We start from the raw sequence: 18,805 nt of genomic DNA on the forward strand, positions 1-18,805 counted from the left end.
TCCATTATACTTTAGCTTTACTGGCTATACTAAAAATGGATAGAAAATTTACTTTTTTACATGGAACCTATAAAATAGATAACAGTATGTTGTATTGAAAGGAGTACAATAAAGTATGGCAGAAGAACAAAAGCAAGTATTCTCCACAACAATTAATGGTAGTTCATTTACAGTTGAAGTCGGAGAATTAGCAAAGCAAGCAAATGGCGCATGTATGATCCATTATGGAGATACCGCTGTCTTAGCGACAGTAACTGCTTCAAAAGAACCGAAAGATTTACCCTTTTTCCCATTGACAGTAAATTATGAAGAACGATTATATGCAGTAGGGAAAATTCCAGGTGGTTTTATTAAACGTGAAGGGAGACCTAGTGAAAAAGCAATTCTTTCATCCCGTTTAATTGATCGTCCGATTAGACCCCTATTTCCAGACGGTTTTCGTAATGAAGTCCAAGTAATTAGTACGGTTATGAGTGTCGATCAAAACTGTTCATCTGAAATTGCTGCTATGATTGGCTCATCTATTGCATTATCGATTTCAGACATCCCGTTTCAGGGACCAATTGCCGGTGTTAATATCGGACGAGTTGATGGGGAATTTATTATTAATCCGTCCATCGAAGAACAAGAAAAAAGCGATCTTGAGTTAACCGTTGCGGGTACGAAAGATGCTATTAATATGGTGGAAGCTGGTGCTGATGAGATCGCAGAAGATGTAATGTTAGATGCGATTATGTTTGCCCACGAGGAAATCGTGCGACTCGTTGAATTTCAAGAAGAAATTATCAAACGTGTCGGTGCAGAAAAAGCAGAAATTGAACTATTTGAGATTGATGAAGAAATAAAGCAAAAAGTAGAGGGACGAGTAAAAGAGAAGCTTATCGCTGCAATCCAAGTGAAAGAAAAGCATGCTCGAGAAGATGCCATTCAATTAGTAAAAGAAGAAGCATTAGAGGCATACGCAGAAGAAGAGGATGAAGTGATCTCCCACGTTAAAATGACGTTAGATCACCTCTTAAAAGAAGAAGTACGTAGACTAATTACAGAAGAAAAAGTACGTCCTGACGGAAGGAAAATTGATGAAATTAGGCCACTTTCATCACGTATAAATGTTTTACCTCGGACACATGGTTCAGGATTGTTCACACGTGGGCAAACTCAAGTATTGAGTGTATGTACACTAGGTGCACTTGGGGATGTGCAAATTCTTGACGGATTAGACTTAGAAGAGTCGAAACGATTTATGCACCATTATAATTTCCCGCAATTTAGTGTCGGTGAAACAGGACCGATTAGAGGACCTGGCCGTCGTGAAATTGGCCATGGCGCTTTAGGGGAACGTGCTCTTGAAAAAGTGGTACCATCTGATGAGGAATTTCCTTATACTATCCGTCTCGTTTCTGAAGTATTAGAATCAAATGGTTCTTCTTCACAAGCAAGTATTTGTGCAAGTACATTAGCGATGATGGACGCTGGAGTACCAATTAAATCACCGGTGGCCGGTATTGCGATGGGACTTGTCAAAACAGGAAATCAATATTCGATTCTTTCCGATATTCAAGGGTTAGAAGATGCATTAGGGGATATGGACTTTAAAGTTGCAGGAACGGAAAAAGGCATTACCGCATTACAAATGGACATTAAAATTGATGGATTATCGAAGAGTATTTTGGAAGAATCTTTACAGCAAGCTAAAGTTGGAAGAATGAAGATTTTAGAATCAATGCTTGCTACGATCAATGAACCGAACAAAGAACTGTCTGAATATGCACCAAAAATTATTACAATGAAGATAAATCCAGATAAAATTCGTGATGTCATTGGACCAAGCGGAAAACAAATTAATCAAATTATTGAAGAAACTGGCGTTAAAATTGATATCGAACAAGATGGTACAGTATTCATTTCTTCCACTGAACCTGAAATGAACGAAGCAGCGAAGAAAATTATTGAAGATCTCGTTCGTGAAGTTGAAGTCGGGCAAATCTATTTAGGAACTGTGAAAAGAATTGAAAAATTTGGAGCCTTTGTCGAATTATTTAAAGGGAAAGATGGCTTAGTTCACATTTCTCAACTACAAGAAAAGAGAACAAATAAAGTCGAGGATGTCGTTTCAATCGGTGATAAAATAATGGTAAAAGTGAAAGAAATTGACCAACAAGGAAGAGTTAATTTATCCCGAAAAGATGTCCTAAAAGAAGAAAGAGATGGAAAAGAAAAATTGAAATCGAAATAGAATGATTAAATAGAAGCTGGAAATCCAGTTTCTTTTTTAATTTTATAGGAATTTAAGTTGAATCTGCTGAACAAAATGCGTTCCTCTGTTGCTTTTCCCGCTGGAGTCAGTCACTTTCGCTCCGGCCAACTAGAGTCATTCATTGCAATAGGATTCTAGTTTCCACTTTTGTGCAAAGGTTTTTTGGTCAAACAATCAAGCCCTTTGCACTTCTATCACGCTAAGCATTGCTCCAATTTATTTTGGTAATCCCCTTAATCGCCATGTTCTAGTGACTTTATGCATAAGGTTATCATTACCTTTGCTATCGTTTAGCTTCCCCTAAATTACCTTGCACATTATATCAACAAAAACGAGTACAAACTATTGATTTAGGTGGAATTTCTATTTATTCAGTAGACCCTACTTATGAATACGACCGCTTGCGCTTTTGGTTCTTTTTTTACCTTATGATCGTTGTTTTCGTTGTACGAGTCATATTTCAATTTACCTCTTTCATATTATATGGTAAGGGGTGAATCGTAAATGAATACAAACGAAAGAAAAATGTATACATGCCTTATTATTCTTACTATCATCACGATCATTACAGCTAATAATAATCCATTTTTTCAAGCAGAAGGCAAACCTACTATTACAACGACTAAAGAGAGTGATAAATTATTAACGGAAATTAAAACAAATGCAAAAGAATATGAAGAAGAGCCAGAGGATGCATATGTCGATCGCGTTTGGAAGAAGACTCCCGGAAGAAATGGGCGAAAAGTAAATATAGAAAAATCATATAAAAAGATGAAAAAGTCAGGTCAATTTAATGATTCTTTACTCGTTTTTGATGAAGTACCCCCATCGGTTTCATTACATGAATTGCCATCTTCTCCTATTTACCGAGGACATCCAGAAAAAGAAATGGTCGCCTTGTTAATTAATGTTTCGTGGGGAACGGAACATATACCAACTATTTTAACGATTTTAAACAAGAAAAATGTGAAAGCCACATTTTTTATTGAAGGGAAATGGGCAAAAGAAAATAAAAACATCGTTAAAATGATTGTTGAACAAGATCATTTAATCGGAAACCATGCATATAATCATCCAGATATGGCTCATATATCAGTAGCAGAAATGAGAAATCAAATTGAAAATACAAATGAAATAATTGAGGCGATTACTGGGTACCGACCTAAGTGGTTCGCCCCACCCAGTGGGAGTTTTAATGATCAAGTAGTCCAGACTGCCCATGAATTAGAAATGGAAACAATACTTTGGACAGTTGATACAATTGATTGGAAGAATCCTTCTGTTTCTGTTATGATTAACCGAGTTATCAAAAATATTCATCCAGGAGCAACGATTTTGATGCATCCAACAGAACCAGTTGCCCAAGGATTGGAAACTTTAATAGATGAAATAAAACAAAAAGAGTATGAAATAGGAACAATTGAGCATTTACTTAGTGAAGAGAGATAAAAAATACAATATTTCAGGGGGAACCATCATGATCGAAACATATACATGTAAAAATGGACTACGAATCGTATTAGAACCTGTTCCAACAGTCCGCTCTGTAACGATAGGGATTTGGGTATTAACTGGATCAAGAAATGAAACAGACGAAAATAATGGCATCTCGCATTTTTTAGAACATATGTTTTTTAAAGGGACAAATAAACGCACGGCACAACAAATAGCAGAGAGCTTCGATTCAATTGGTGGGCAAGTGAATGCTTTTACATCAAAAGAATATACATGTTATTATGCAAGAGTTTTAGATACGTATAAAGAACATGCTTTAGAAGTGTTAACTGATATGTTTTTTCATTCAACTTTTCCAGACGATGAAATAGAACGAGAAAAGAATGTCGTCATGGAAGAGATTAAAATGTATGAGGATACGCCGGATGATCATGTACACGATTTATTAGCGAAAGCATCATTTGGGCATCATTCATTAGGAAGGTCTATTTTAGGAACGGAAAACCAGTTAAAATCCTTTACGAAAAAGTCTTTAGTTGATTATATGGATACATTTTATACGCCTAATAATATCGTTGTATCGATAGCAGGAAATGTAGATGCTTCTTTTATTCAAGAAACAGAACAATATTTTGACCGTTTTAATCGAAAAAATAGTATCATTCAGCGGGAAAAACCTACTTTTGTTCATGACTCTATCGTTAAAAATAAGGAAACAGAACAAGCTCATCTTTGTTTAGGTTTTAATGGATTAGCAGTTCAAGACCCCCTTATTCCGAGTATGATGATTATCAACAGTGTTTTAGGTGGAGGAATGAGTTCACGCCTATTTCAAGAAATCCGTGAAAAGCGTGGTTTAGCGTATTCGGTATATTCCTATCATTCTACTTATTTGGACAGTGGTTTACTTGCTATTTATGCCGGGACTAATAGGGAACAATTACACACACTGAAAACTACGATTGATGAAACGATTGAAGATTTAGTAACAAATGGACTATCGGATAAAGAGTTCTCAAATAGTAAAGAACAATTAAAAGGAAATATAATGCTTAGTTTGGAAAGTACAAATAGTAGAATGAGCAGAAATGGTAGGAATGAATTATTATTAAGACGGCACCGTACATTAGACGATATTATTCAAGAAATAGATGCTGTTGATCGACAAATGATCAACCATGTGATTGCACAAACATTTAATGGAGAAAAATCTGAAGCAGTTATTACGCCATAAAGTAGTACAGTTTTAATCCCCGAATGATATTTCAATATTGGAGGGAAAGACATGCGTTTTAAAGATATTAGTGGGAAAGAAATCATTAATATTCATACTGGTTCAAGATTAGGCGTTCTAGGGCAAACAGATTTACAAATTAATCCCGAAACAGGAAAAATTGAATCATTCATTATCCCTACCTATAGGTGGTTCGGATTTAAAAAAGAAGAATCCGAAGCAACTATTTCGTGGGATATGATTAAGAAAATTGGTAATGACATCATTTTAGTTGAAGTAGAAGAATAATGGTTCGAAAAATGGAGGCTAGGACAAAAGTGTTTTTGAAATCCGAACAATGGAAGCTGCATTTAATCTGTTGCGGAAATATACTTCATTCATCCTGAGGCGGCTGGTCATCCTCGGATGCACAGGACGTGCTAGTGTCGGTGTAGGTCACATGGACATGACCGTTTCTAGCCGACCATAAGTCTATGATGTGTGTTTCCTCCGCTAAGGTAATCCATTTGATGTTTTCAATAGGTCTCAGCCTCATTATTATTTCCACTAAAGTGAATTGCAATATTCCAATAGCATATTCGCGGTTTTAAATGGTGGAAGCTTTTCTTTAATACCCCTAAAGTTAGCGTATAGTAAAAATTTGAATTGCTCTCCTTCATGTTTCATTTCATCATCTATTGTTCTCCAAGTCAGATGGATTGTTTCATTCACTTCATCTTGACTGTTCATTTCCCATAACATCTACTTTTCATCCACTTACTAGTACTTTATCCATGACCCATTTTAACTATCCCTTTTAGGTATAAGCCAAATCAATACATTCGCGGAACAGTTCCATATACACCTACATACATTATTAAAGAATAAAAGGAGTTTTGAAAAATAGGAAGGATTGAATTACATGTCTTTACAAGGAAAAAGGATCGGTGTCGGTTTAACTGGATCGCATTGTACTTATGACTTAGTTTATCCGCAATTACAGCAATTGATGGAAGAAGAAGCCGAAGTAATACCGATCGTTTCATATACAGTGAGAAATGTAGATTCCAAGTTTGGGAAGGCGGAAGAGCATATTGAAACAATTGAATCGATTACAAATCGACGGGTGATTTCTACAATGCAAGAAGCAGAACCACTTGGACCAAAGGCCCCTTTAGATTGTATGGTGATTGCCCCTCTAACAGGTAATTCGTTGAGTAAGTTTGCCAATGCCCTAACCGATTCACCGGTTTTAATGTCAGCCAAAGCTACGTTACGTAATCGCAAACCTGTCGTGTTAGGAGTATCAACTAACGATGCGCTTGGTTTAAATGGTGTAAATTTAATGCGGCTAATGAGCAGTAAACTTATTTACTTTATCCCATTTGGTCAAGACAATCCTTATCAAAAGCCGACATCCCTTGTTGCAAATATGGATTTACTAGTCCCGACAGTTTATGAGGCGCTGCTGGGGAAACAAATTCAACCCGTTATTATTCCTTATTCGAATTAAAGTATGTTAAAATGGGTAATAAAGATTTGAACATACGAGTTTTTTCGAATGTTCGCATGATGCGGAAGGGGAAATAGTAATGTCACAAAATAAACAGTATAAAGTAGCAGTAGTTGGAGCAACAGGAGCAGTTGGGCAAAAAATTATCCAATATTTAGAAGAAGAGCCTTTTCAAATAGAAACGATCAAACCTTTGTCATCAAAAAGGTCTGCTGGAAAAACAATGAAGTTTAAAGGAGAAGAAGTTACAATAGAAGAGGCAACTCCAGACAGTTTTAACGATATTGATATCGCTTTTTTCTCAGCAGGCGGCTCTATATCAGAACGCCTTGCACAAGAAGCGGTAAAAAGTGGTGCAATTGTTGTCGATAATACGAGCGCATTCCGGATGGATGAAAATGTTCCGCTCGTTGTACCCGAAGTGAATGAAGCCGATGTAAAAAAACATCAAGGTATTATTGCTAACCCTAACTGTTCGACGATTCAAATGGTTGTGGCATTAAAACCAATTCAAGAAGCTTTTGGATTAAAACGTGTGATCGTTTCAACTTATCAGGCAGTTTCTGGAGCTGGATTGTCTGCACAAGATGAACTAACAGAGCAAACGAAACAATATTTAAATGGAGAAGAAATGGTGGCCAATATTTTGCCGGCAGGTTCAGATAAAAAGCATTATCCAATTGCATTTAACGCATTACCACAAATAGATGTTTTTGACGATAATGGCTATACAAAAGAAGAATTGAAAATGATCAATGAAACGAAAAAAATTATGCATGAACCTGATTTACATGTAGCTGCAACTTGTGTCAGACTTCCAGTATTTACATCTCACTCAGAAAGTGTTTATATCGAAACAGATAAAACGGATGTGACTGTAAATGATATAAAAGAAGTTTTAAAAAGTGGAGAAGGGCTAATTTTAGAAGATGATCCTTCGACACAATCATATCCTACACCTTTAAGTGCAGCAGATAAAAAAGAAGTATTTGTAGGAAGAGTTCGACAAGATCTAGATACAACAAATGGGTTCCATTTATGGGTTGTATCTGATAATCTAGTAAAAGGTGCAGCATGGAATACGGTTCAAATTGCACAATCACTCGTAAAAAATGGTTTAGTGTAAAATGAAAAGGTGAGGTATGATAAACGTATGCGATTATTAATTCAGAAATTTGGTGGAACATCTGTCCAAACGAAAGAAAACCGGAAACACGTCATTAAACAAATTAAACGTGCATTAGAAAAAGACTATAAACTTGTCGTCGTTGTCTCTGCTCTTGGTAGAAATCCAGATCCATATGCAACAGACACATTACTTCAAATGGTTGATTATCCGACAAAAACACAAAATTCTAAACGTGAACTTGATATGTTAATGTCTTGTGGTGAAACGATTGCTTCCGTTGTCCTGTCCAATGAATTGCAACATCATCATATTTCCGCGACAGCATTAACTGGAGCACAAGCCGGTTTAATTACGAACGATGAATATAATGAGGCAAAAATTAAAAAAGTGAAACCTGATCGTATTAAACATGAACTGAAGAACCACGATGTCGTCGTTGTTGCAGGGTTTCAAGGACGAACTGAATCAGGCGATATAACGACGATCGGACGTGGCGGTAGTGATACGACTGCTGCAGCATTTGGGGCATCACTCCGAGCTGAATGTATTGAAATTTTTACAGATGTAAAAGGAATTATGACGGCTGACCCGCGTGTCGTAGATTCTGCTCGTCCTATCGATGTTGTAACATATACAGAAACATGCAATCTTGCCTATCAAGGTGCAAAAGTTATCCACCCAAGAGCTGTTGAAATTGCAATGCAAGCAGAAATTCCGTTACGGATTCGTTCCACCTATTCTAATGAAATAGGTACATTAATTACATCATCCAGGGGGAAAGAAATTGGGATCGATATTCCGGATAGATTAGTGACTAGTATTGCCCATATTGACGATATCTCGCAATTAAGCATTAAAGTAAACGAAACAGATTTACGTGCACAAGCGACCATTTTTCAAACGATGGCAGATGCTAGTATTTCCGTTGATTTTATTAATATTTCGCCAACGAGTGTTATTTATACGGTGCCATCGGAAGTAACGACACGAGCTATCGCCCTTTTGGAAGAGAAAGGTTTTTCCATAGAAGTAACTGAAAACTGTGCAAAAGTTTCTGCTGTCGGTGCCGGTATGACAGGAATTCCTGGGGTGGCTGCTAAAATTGCTAATGCATTAGTTAAAAATAATGTCCAAATATTACAATCTGCAGATAGCCATACAACTATTTGGGTACTTATTTATGAAAAGCATTTAAAGACTGCTGTAAATGCTTTACATGATGTATTTGAGCTAAATAAATTAACAGAAATTGAAAAAACGTAAGAGACCTTAAAACGGAACGCTTATGTAAATAAAATCTTATTTACTAAGAAAAGGGTGAAATAAGATGCATTTCGGCCATGTTTTAACAGCTATGGTTACTCCGTTTGATGCTTATGATCAGATCGACCTAAACAAAATGACAAAACTTATTGAACATCTACTAAATAACGGAACGGAAGGACTTGTTATTACAGGAACAACAGGTGAATCACCTGTTCTTTCGTTAGAAGAAACGGAAATGGTATATGATCATGTCGTAACGGTCGTAAACAATCGCGTCCCTGTTTTAGCCGGGACAGGGACGAACGATACGAAAAAAACAATCATGCTAACGAGAATAGCTGAAAATTATGGTGTAGACGGGATTATGCTCGTTGCACCTTATTATAACCGACCAAATCAGGCTGGACTATATGAACATTTTAAACAAATCGCACAAGCAACTACTTTACCAATCATGTTATACAATATTCCCGGGCGATGTAGTGTCCATGTAAATGCCGAAACAATTATCCGGTTAAGTGAAATTGATAATATTATTGCTGTAAAAGAAGCTTGTGGAAATTTAGATCAAGTGGCAACGATTATCTCCCAAACAAGGCCTGACTTTTATGTGTATAGTGGAGATGATAGTTTAACATTACCAATGCTAGCAATTGGTTCTATTGGTATCGTTTCCGTTGCTTCCCATATTATTGGAAATGAAATAAATGAAATGGTTACTGCATTTCTAGAAGGTAATACAAAAAAAGCAACGGCGCTTCATCTGAAAAATTTTCCAATTATGACGGGGCTTTTTATGGCACCATCTCCTGCACCAGTAAAAGCAGCATTAAAACTAAAAGGTATTGATGTAGGGTCGGTTCGGTTACCGCTCGTTGATTTATCAGAAGCGGAATTAGTTAAATTAAAACAAATCATAAATGGATAAAAACATCAGTATGATGCTGATGTTTTTATTATGCGCTCCCTAACTTGATCACATTTGCTCATGTATGAAGCATATTCTTTTGTTCATACTAAGTTAGAACATATTGTTAGGGAGTGATGATTGGATGAAAGATGAAAAAGAGAATGAAGAACAAGCTGAGGATATATCACCTTCTGAAATTGTAGAGAAAATTAAAGAATTAGGTCAAACGAATGTACCTGAAGCACCTGAATCAAACATCCATGTATTAACAATCATTGGGCAAGTTGAAGGCCATATGCAACTTCCTCCACAAAATAAAACGACGAAATATGAACATATCTTACCACAACTAATTGCCATAGAGCAAAATCCTAAAATTGAAGGAGTAATTATCCTATTAAATACAGTTGGTGGGGATGTAGAAGCAGGACTAGCCTTATCAGAAATGATTGCTTCTATGTCAAAGCCGTCTGTTTCCATCGTTTTAGGGGGTGGTCATTCCATTGGCGTACCAATTGCTACGGCTGCAAATTATTCCTTTATTGCGCCTACTGCTACGATGACGATTCATCCAATCCGGTTAACTGGACTTGTGATCGGTGTGCCACAAACATTTGAGTATTTGGATAAGATGCAAGATCGAGTCATTCAGTTTGTCGTGAATCATTCCAATATTTCAGAAAAACATTTTAAAGAGCTCATGTTTGCTAAAGGAAACTTGACAAGAGATATTGGTACAAACCTTGTTGGAGTAGAGGCAGTTGATTATAAATTAATTAATGATGTAGGTGGAGTGAAAGATGCAATGTCAAAAATAAATGAGCTGATTAGTAAAGTAAAACAAGGGAATGATTTATAGTGGTTCTTTATACTCCTTTATCTTATCATGAAGTGTTTCCTGAACAAATGGAAGGATATAAATATGTCACTTATCAAGGGCGGACTTTATATGTAAAAGAAACAGAGCACGGGGAATTGCAATTGGTACAACTAATGTCAACAGACCCACAAGATTATTTAAATACTTCTTTGACACCGGGCACTATTTTAGAAAATGAATTCGTTCAGCAAAGGAAATAATATGGTATACTAGAGACGAGCGTCACAAGGAAAATGCAAAGTGACTTTGTACGGCTTGATTTTTTACATACTATGTAAAAGCTATCTATAAGGTATCTTGATGATAAAACCCGCATCTTACCGCGGGAAAGAGGAAGCTTGTTAAAAGGAACGCACGACTTGCTTTTTCCAGAGGGAAAGCGGTGTTTTATTTCGTGGACATTACTTTAAGATAGCTTTTTTTATTTGAAGATAAGAAAAGATAACATTTTCTTGACTCGGATCAGTGCAATTATAGCTTGGTATATAAGTTAATTACTCATTTACATAAGGCAACATCCCCTCTGTCTTCGCCTAACGGCTTGCCAGTTGGCGTGTTTTCTTTAGTGTATGCTAAGCTTTCTCAGAAATAATCCACCTAGATAAAGTTGAGGTGAAATTTTTATGGCAAGGAAAAAAAGGCGTAAAAGAACGCGGTTAACAAAGCAACTGCAATATGAACTAATCGGGATATTATTTATCTTTTTATCTATTTTTGGTAGTGGTGCTTCTATGATTAGTGACGGATTTATACCGACAAGTCTAGAGAATATTTTTAGACTTTTATTAGGGGTATGGTATTTTGTAGCATCCATTATCCTTTTAGTCATTGGAATCATTCTAGTAATCAAACGAAAATTTCCTACTTTTTTTACGAAAAGAAAGATTGGCTTTCTTATTTTATTTTTAGGAATTTTGTTATTTACTCATATTCAAACCTTTGAAAAATTATTAATCGATACGGAAGAAACTTCCATCATAAAAGCAACATGGGATCATTTTATCGCTTTTGTAAATGGGGAAGGTGTTAGTAGTCAATTAGGCGGTGGCTTAATAGGCGGAATATTATTTGCAGCGAATTATTTTTTATTCTCTTCAGCGGGAGCAAAAATTGTTGCCGTTTTTTCATTAATGATAGGGTTTATTTTTATGACCAATCTATCCATCGGCAATTTTTACTCTAAGTTGAAAAACATTTTCATAGAATTAGTGAAAAAAATAAAAGAAAGAAGAGAAGAAAAAAAAGCGACTAAAGCAGAAACGACACAAGCAAGTACTGAAAATGGTTCACAAACAATTGAACCTCCTATCGAAATGGACAAGCATGAACCGGAGGAAGTGGATGTGCAATATTCTTTTGAAGAATCTACGAATGGGCAACTGATCATCCCAATGGATGACCATGAACAAGAAGTAGAAGATGAAGAAATGATAGAGCATATGCCAAATGAAATTGAAAATGGCATGGATCATTATGAATTACCATCACCACACTTATTATCTGAACCAGTAAAACATACCCAACAACGGGAAAAATCGCAAATACAGAAAACAGTACAAATGTTAGAACAAACGTTTCAAAGTTTTGGTGTAAAAGCAAAAATTACTAAAGCACATGTCGGACCAGCAGTAACAAAATATGAAGTTTATCCAGAGGCAGGGGTAAAGGTAAGTAGAATCATTAGCTTACAAGATGATCTTGCGCTAGCTTTAGCTGCACAAGATATCCGGATTGAAGCACCGATACCTGGAAAATCAGCGGTCGGAATAGAAGTTCCTAACAAAGAAATTGCAACTGTTTCATTAAGCGAAGCGTTAGATATAACGACGAATAAAAATAAAAAACTATTATTCGCTTTGGGAAAAGATATTTCAGGTGAAATCGTACAAGGTGAATTAAATAAAATGCCCCATCTATTAATTGCAGGAGCAACGGGAAGTGGGAAGAGTGTTTGTATTAATGGTATTATCACTTCTATTTTAATGCGCGCTAAACCAGATGAAGTAAAGATGATGATGATCGACCCGAAAAAGGTTGAATTAAATGTATATAACGGAATACCACATTTATTAACACCTGTCGTGACTGATCCGAAAAAAGCGTCTGTTGCGTTAAAAAAGGTAGTTGCCGAAATGGAATATCGTTACGAGCTTTTTTCTGACACTGGAACTCGTAATTTAGAAGGGTATAATAATTATATGCAAAGACAAAATGAGCTTACAGGTGAGAAGCAACCATTGTTACCATATATTGTCGTATTAGTAGATGAACTTGCAGATCTGATGATGGTAGCTTCTAAAGATGTAGAGGATTCTATTACTCGACTTGCACAAATGGCTCGTGCTGCTGGAATTCATTTAATTATTGCGACACAGAGACCTTCTGTTGATGTTATTACTGGAATAATCAAAGCCAATATTCCTTCAAGAATTGCATTTAGCGTCTCTTCCCAGGTCGATTCTCGAACAATTCTTGATATCGGAGGAGCAGAAAAGCTATTAGGTAGGGGAGATATGTTATATATTCCTGTTGGGATGTCGAAACCGATTCGTGTACAAGGTGCTTTTTTATCGGATGAAGAGGTAGAACGTGTCGTGACACATTGTATTAACGAACAAAAAGTTACTTACCAAGAAGAGATGATTCCAGAAGAACAATCAAGTGATATGAATGAAGTAGATGATGAACTATTCGATGAAGCAGTCCAATTAGTGGTCGAAATGCAAAGTGCAAGTGTCTCGATGTTGCAACGACGATTTAGAATCGGTTATACGAGGGCAGCTAGATTAATAGATGCGATGGAAGACCGTCATATTGTTGGACCATATGAAGGAAATAAGCCGCGGGCTGTGCTATTATCACAACAAAATGAGGAAAGTTCGTAAATATTTTAAATTTTAATTTCTAAAAAGATATAAAAATGGTATATTAATTTGTAGGTAGTATGACTAATTATTATAAGAAATGTCGTATTATGGGAAGAAAGATATTTTAAGTACATTTTAAAGGGGGGTAAAATGGTACTTGGTTTTAAATATCTGATGAATGTGGAGGAGAGGAAATGAGAAAGAACAAACTTTTATTATCTATTTTATTATTATTTGTTTTTAGTATGTTTCTAGTTGCTTGTGGGGGAGCAAATGATGATAAGAAAGAAACAAATGATGCTGATAACACAAACGACGAAGCAACAGAAGACAATGCAACAGAAGATAGTGGAGACTTTTCAGTTGCAATGGTAACAGATACTGGTGGAATTGATGATAAGTCGTTTAACCAATCTGCTTGGGAAGGTTTAGAAGCTTGGGGAGAAGAACACGGTCTCGAAAAAGGTGCAGCTGGTTATGATTATGCTCAATCAGAAGATGATAGTGATTATTTACCAAACTTTACACGTCTTGTCAAAAACGATTTTAATATCATATTTGGAATCGGATTTTTACTAGAAGATGCAGTTGCAGATATTGCTGAACAAAATCCTGACAACTATTTTGCTATTGTAGATACTGTGGTTGATGCTCCAAATGTTGCTAGTATTACATTTGCAGAACATGAAGGTTCATTTTTAGCAGGTGTTGCTGCTGCAATGAAAACAAAAACAAATAAAGTTGGTTTTCTTGGAGGAGTAGACTCAGACTTAATTAATAAGTTTGAAGTAGGATTTGTTGCAGGTGCTAAATCAGTTAATCCTGATATTGAAGTACAAATTCAATATGCAGAAGACTTTAATGCAGTTGACAAGGGGAAATTAATTGCATCAAATATGTATAATAGCGATATTGATGTTATCTATCATGCAGCAGGAAATACAGGTAACGGAGTATTTGCAGAAGCGAAAGATATTAAACGAAACGATCCCGATCGAGAAATTTGGGTGATTGGGGTAGACCGTGATCAACATGAAGAAGGATTAAATGAAGATAAAAGTGCAAGTGTTACATTAACATCAATGATCAAGCGGGTGGATATTTCCGTTCATGAGGTAACAAATGCTGCAATGGCTGGAGAATTCCCTGGTGGAGAGACGATTGTCTTTGGTTTAGAGGATGAAGGAGTATCTGTTGCAGAAACGAATGAAGATGCTTTTACAGAAGACATTCGCTCAGCTGTTGCGGAATGGGAAGAGAAAATTAAAAACGGTGAACTTGACGTTCCTAAATCACGCGCTGAATTAAAAGAGTTTGAAGAAGGACTATAATATGAAATAGAAAAGTAGGGCTAGTACATTTCTAGCCCTTTTTTCTTAAATGGATTTTGAACAAATGGATGAAAAGTTGACAAGGGAAGTGATACGATGGAATACGTCATTGAAATGTTAAACATACGTAAGGAATTCCCAGGTATTGTTGCCAATGATAATATTACTCTACAAGTTAAAAAGGGAGAAATTCACGCATTATTAGGAGAAAATGGTGCCGGAAAATCAACCCTAATGAACGTCCTTTTCGGCCTTTATCAACCAGAAGAAGGTAACATTCGAATTAAAGGGGAAAAGGTGCAAGTAACGAACCCAAATATTGCTAATGATCTTGGTATTGGAATGGTTCACCAGCATTTTATGTTAGTGGAACCTTTTACCGTCACGCAAAACATTATCCTTGGTAGTGAGCCGACGAAAGTTGGATTAACCAATTTAAAAAAAGCCGAGCAAGAAGTACAAAAGCTTTCCGATCAATATGGTTTACAGGTCGATCCTAGAGCGAGAATAAGAGATATTTCAGTAGGGATGCAACAACGTGTTGAAATATTAAAAATGTTATATCGTGGTGCAGATGTACTTATTTTAGATGAACCAACCGCAGTCTTAACGCCACAAGAGATTAATGAATTAATGGAAATTATGCAATCTTTAGTGAAGGAAGGGAAATCCATTATTCTAATCACCCACAAACTAAAAGAAATTATGCAAGTTTGTGATCGTTGTACAGTTATTAGAAAGGGGGTTGGAATAGGTACAGTCAACGTTTCGGATACATCTGTTGATGAATTAGCTTCTTTAATGGTTGGTAGGGCAATTAGTTTTAAAACAGAAAAAGCGGAAGCAACTCCGGGTGACGTTGTTCTGAAAGTGGAAAACCTTCATGTAAACGATAGTCGAAATGTTGCGCTTGTAAAAGGACTTAATTTAGAAGTAAAAGCTAATGAAATTGTTGGGATTGCTGGAATCGATGGAAATGGACAAACAGAATTAATTGAAGCAATTGCGGGGTTAAAAAAGGTGGAGTCAGGAACAATTACGTTAAATAATGAACCAATTACAAATTTACCACCACGTGAAATAACGGAAAGAGGACTAGCCCATATTCCACAGGATCGTCAAAAATTAGGACTTGTACTTGAATTTCCGGTAAGTGAAAATGTTGCATTACAATCCTATTATAAACAACCTTACTCTAAAAATAAAATGCTACATTATGATAAAATAAATGAGTTTGCCGAACGGATCGTAAAGGAATATGACGTTAGAACACCTTCTATTCATACGAAATCAAGTGCCTTATCTGGTGGAAATCAGCAGAAGGTTATTATTGGGCGTGAAGTGGATCGTTCTCCAGACTTACTTATCGCTGCTCAGCCGACTCGGGGGCTTGATGTAGGTGCGATTGAATTTATCCATCGTAAGCTAGTCGAGGAAAGAGATAATGGACGAGCTGTCTTATTATTATCATTCGAGCTTGACGAGATAATCAACGTAAGTGATCGGATTGTCGTCATCTTTGATGGTCAAATTGTTGCTGATCTAAAACCAGAAGAGACGAATGAGCAAGAACTAGGTTTATTAATGGCAGGGAGTATTCGTGAGAAAGTAGGTGGAGATGAGTGACAACAAATAGATTATTCAATATTCTAGTACCACTCTTTTCCGTTTTAATTGGCTTACTTGCAGGTGCAATTATTATGTTAATTTATGGTTATAATCCAATTGAAGGGTATGCAGCACTGTGGAAAGGAGCTTTTGGAGATTTATACTTTTTTGGAGAAACGATTCGACAAGTGACTCCATATATTTTAACTGGTCTTGCAGTAGCTTTTGCCTTTAGAGCAGGACTATTTAATATTGGTGCAGAGGGGCAAGTAATTGCTGGATGGCTTGCAGCTGTATGGATTGGGACATCCATTGAAGCACCGATTTATATTCATTTGCCGCTTGCTATTATCGTTGCAGCTCTTGCAGGTGCTCTCGTTGCCTTTATTCCAGGAATTTTAAAAGCAAAACTAGGGGTTCATGAAGTAATTGTAACGATTATGTTTAATTATATTGCATTGTATAGTGCAAATGCGATTATTAGAAATGTATTAACCGAACAAGCCGATAAAACAGAAAAAATTGCTGCAACAGCTTCCCTTTCATCTGAATGGTTAGCTACTTTTACAAGTTATTCTCGAATGCATTACGGAATTTTAATTGCACTACTGGTAGCACTTATTATGTGGTTTATTATCGAAAAAACGACAATTGGCTTTGAAATTCGGTCTGTCGGTTTTAATAAACATGCATCTGAATATGCGGGAATGAATGTAAATAAAAACATCATTTTAGCAATGATTATTTCTGGGGCATTCGCCGGACTCGCTGGATCGATGGAAGGGTTAGGTACATTTGGAAATATGTCTATTCAGGCCGGGTTTACCAATTTAGGGTTTGACGGAATTGCTGTCGCCTTACTCGGGGCAAATACAGCCATTGGCGTTATCTTAGCTGCTATTTTATTTGGTGTATTAAAAGTAGGTGCATTAAATATGCCGACAGAAGCTGGTGTGCCAAGTGAATTAGTTGATGTTATCATCGCATTTATTATCTTTTTTGTTGCATCAAGTTATTTAATTCGTTGGATATTACTTCGGTTTAAGAAGGGGGCTAAATAAATGGTTGATCTACTACAATCGATAATACCACCAGCATTATTCTTTTCCGCACCCCTTATATTTACTGCCTTAGGTGGTGTTTTTAGTGAACGTTCTGGCGTTGTAAATATTGGACTTGAAGGTTTAATGGTCATGGGTGCTTTTGTTGGAATTGTGTTTAATCTTACTTTCGCACATGTTTTTGGTGCTTGGACTCCATGGATATCGATCCTTGTAGCGATGCTAGTTTCTGGGATATTTGCAATTATTCATGCCGTTGCCACTGTATCATTACGAGCGGATCATGTCGTAAGTGGTATTGCCATTAACTTTTTAGCATTAGGATTAGGCGTCTTTTTAACGAAACAATGGTATGATAAAGGGCAAACAGATATGGTATCAAAACCATTTTATACAATGAATATTCCAATATTATCGGATATTCCTATTATTGGACCAATCTTTTTTAAAGGAGTGTATATTACTTCTTATATCGCCATTATCGTGGCATTCTTAGCTTGGTTCGTCCTTTATAAAACGCCTTTTGGATTACGTTTACGTGCTGTGGGCGAACATCCAATGGCAGCTGATACAAATGGAATTAATGTATACCGAATGCGTTATATCGCGGTGATCATATCTGGATTACTCGGTGGTCTAGGCGGTTCTGTCTTTGCTTTAACGATCGCACTTAATTTTTCTCAATCAACAATCGTTGGACAAGGGTTTATGTCACTAGCTGCCGTTATTTTTGGTAAATGGCATCCACTAGGGGCAATGGGGGCAGCGCTGTTTTTCGGATTCGCCCAGAGTTTAAGCGTCATTAGTGCTGGAATTCCACTTCTACAGAATGTGCCACAAGTATTTTTACTTATTGCACCTTATGTGTTAACTATTTTAGCATTAGCAGGCTTTATTGGTCGAGCGGAAGCACCAAGTGCCCTTGGAAATCCATATATTAAAGGAAGCAGATAATCTTTTGCTTGATTTTTAGCAAATAATATTAGTAACTTACCTTTCGCAGAGTGAAGTGGAAAAATGCCTTCGTAGAATGAAGTAGGGTGACGATACAATGCTCAAGCTGACATAGGATTACTTGTTTATTCTAAGTAGTTTGTTTCCACCTATTTATTTCAAACATAAATTACCGTAATGATTCAACGTCACCTTAGCGAAGAAAATGCACGGAAAGCGAAGTGCATTTCCGTAGCGATGGGCCATTTACTATTTCGAAGCTACTGCACGGTTTCATTCTTATATGTAAATATTAACAAAACTATTTGCAAGGTGAAGTTTTCGTAGTCTTAATCTTTTGGCAAACAGTTTATTATACTAA

General features: G+C 36.4%; 16 protein-coding genes. 15 read left to right on the plus strand and 1 reads right to left on the minus strand.

All coding sequences use genetic code 11. The features are described 5' to 3' along the window. Nucleotides 1-115 precede the first annotated feature (115 nt). The 4 genes from DFR56_RS05765 to DFR56_RS05780 all read left to right on the plus strand — a co-directional run bounded on the left by DFR56_RS05765 (nt 116) and on the right by DFR56_RS05780 (nt 5,234). The gene (locus DFR56_RS05765) at nt 116-2,236 is read left to right on the plus strand and encodes a polyribonucleotide nucleotidyltransferase (RefSeq protein ID WP_110394489.1); all 2,121 of its coding nucleotides are present in this window, start codon (nt 116-118) and stop codon (nt 2,234-2,236) included. A 525-nt stretch (nt 2,237-2,761) separates the two neighbouring features. Beyond that, nucleotides 2,762-3,706 carry a polysaccharide deacetylase family protein gene (locus DFR56_RS05770; protein ID WP_110394490.1) on the plus strand — a complete coding sequence of 315 codons (945 nt, stop codon included), beginning with the start codon at nt 2,762-2,764 and terminating at the stop codon, nt 3,704-3,706. Nucleotides 3,707-3,734: 28 nt separating this feature from the next. Further along, nucleotides 3,735-4,946 carry a M16 family metallopeptidase gene (locus DFR56_RS05775; RefSeq protein WP_110394491.1) on the plus strand — a complete coding sequence of 404 codons (1,212 nt, stop codon included), beginning with the start codon at nt 3,735-3,737 and terminating at the stop codon, nt 4,944-4,946. Between the two features lie 51 nt (nt 4,947-4,997). Then, entirely contained in the window at nt 4,998-5,234 is a 237-nt protein-coding gene (locus DFR56_RS05780; protein ID WP_110394492.1) for a YlmC/YmxH family sporulation protein, read from the plus strand. A 258-nt stretch (nt 5,235-5,492) separates the two neighbouring features. On the opposite strand, the gene DFR56_RS05785 is transcribed toward DFR56_RS05780, so the two are convergent. Further along, nucleotides 5,493-5,687: a hypothetical protein gene (locus DFR56_RS05785; protein ID WP_110394493.1), complete on the minus strand. Its 195-nt coding sequence runs from the start codon at nt 5,685-5,687 to the stop codon at nt 5,493-5,495. Nucleotides 5,688-5,847: 160 nt separating this feature from the next. Here DFR56_RS05785 and DFR56_RS05790 point away from each other — a divergent pair, with 160 nt between their 5' ends. From DFR56_RS05790 to DFR56_RS05840, 11 genes are all read left to right on the plus strand, one after another. Then, on the plus strand, nt 5,848-6,438 hold the full coding sequence (locus DFR56_RS05790; protein WP_110394494.1) for a dipicolinate synthase subunit B: 591 nt from the start codon (nt 5,848-5,850) through the stop codon (nt 6,436-6,438). A 79-nt stretch (nt 6,439-6,517) separates the two neighbouring features. Next, a complete protein-coding gene (asd, locus tag DFR56_RS05795; protein ID WP_110394495.1) occupies nt 6,518-7,564 on the plus strand; it encodes an aspartate-semialdehyde dehydrogenase in 1,047 nt (348 codons plus the stop codon). A gap of 27 nt (nt 7,565-7,591) precedes the next feature. Further along, nucleotides 7,592-8,830, plus strand: coding sequence for an aspartate kinase (dapG, locus tag DFR56_RS05800; protein ID WP_110394496.1), 1,239 nt, complete (start codon nt 7,592-7,594; stop codon nt 8,828-8,830). Nucleotides 8,831-8,894: 64 nt separating this feature from the next. After that, a complete protein-coding gene (gene dapA, locus DFR56_RS05805) occupies nt 8,895-9,761 on the plus strand; it encodes a 4-hydroxy-tetrahydrodipicolinate synthase (protein ID WP_110394497.1) in 867 nt (288 codons plus the stop codon). Between the two features lie 124 nt (nt 9,762-9,885). Continuing rightward, nucleotides 9,886-10,602 carry a ClpP family protease gene (locus DFR56_RS05810; RefSeq protein ID WP_110394498.1) on the plus strand — a complete coding sequence of 239 codons (717 nt, stop codon included), beginning with the start codon at nt 9,886-9,888 and terminating at the stop codon, nt 10,600-10,602. Beyond that, nucleotides 10,602-10,823, plus strand: a complete 222-nt coding sequence (locus tag DFR56_RS05815; RefSeq protein WP_110394499.1) for a YlzJ-like family protein — start codon at nt 10,602-10,604, stop codon at nt 10,821-10,823. The genes DFR56_RS05810 and DFR56_RS05815 overlap by 1 nt, the downstream gene beginning before the upstream one ends. Before the next feature lie 423 nt (nt 10,824-11,246). Then, complete coding sequence (locus DFR56_RS05820; protein WP_110394500.1) at nt 11,247-13,508, plus strand: DNA translocase FtsK; 2,262 nt, start codon at nt 11,247-11,249, stop codon at nt 13,506-13,508. Nucleotides 13,509-13,684: 176 nt separating this feature from the next. Then, nucleotides 13,685-14,821: a BMP family lipoprotein gene (locus tag DFR56_RS05825; RefSeq protein ID WP_110394501.1), complete on the plus strand. Its 1,137-nt coding sequence runs from the start codon at nt 13,685-13,687 to the stop codon at nt 14,819-14,821. Nucleotides 14,822-14,917: 96 nt separating this feature from the next. Then, on the plus strand, nt 14,918-16,447 hold the full coding sequence (locus DFR56_RS05830) for an ABC transporter ATP-binding protein (protein ID WP_110394502.1): 1,530 nt from the start codon (nt 14,918-14,920) through the stop codon (nt 16,445-16,447). Beyond that, entirely contained in the window at nt 16,444-17,490 is a 1,047-nt protein-coding gene (locus DFR56_RS05835) for an ABC transporter permease (protein WP_244916431.1), read from the plus strand. Before DFR56_RS05830 ends, DFR56_RS05835 begins: the two co-directional genes overlap by 4 nt. Further along, a complete protein-coding gene (locus DFR56_RS05840; RefSeq protein ID WP_110394503.1) occupies nt 17,491-18,444 on the plus strand; it encodes an ABC transporter permease in 954 nt (317 codons plus the stop codon). Nucleotides 18,445-18,805 lie beyond the last annotated feature (361 nt).

The organism is Pseudogracilibacillus auburnensis, assembly GCF_003201975.1.
GTDB classification, from domain to species: domain Bacteria; phylum Bacillota; class Bacilli; order Bacillales; family Amphibacillaceae; genus Pseudogracilibacillus; species Pseudogracilibacillus auburnensis.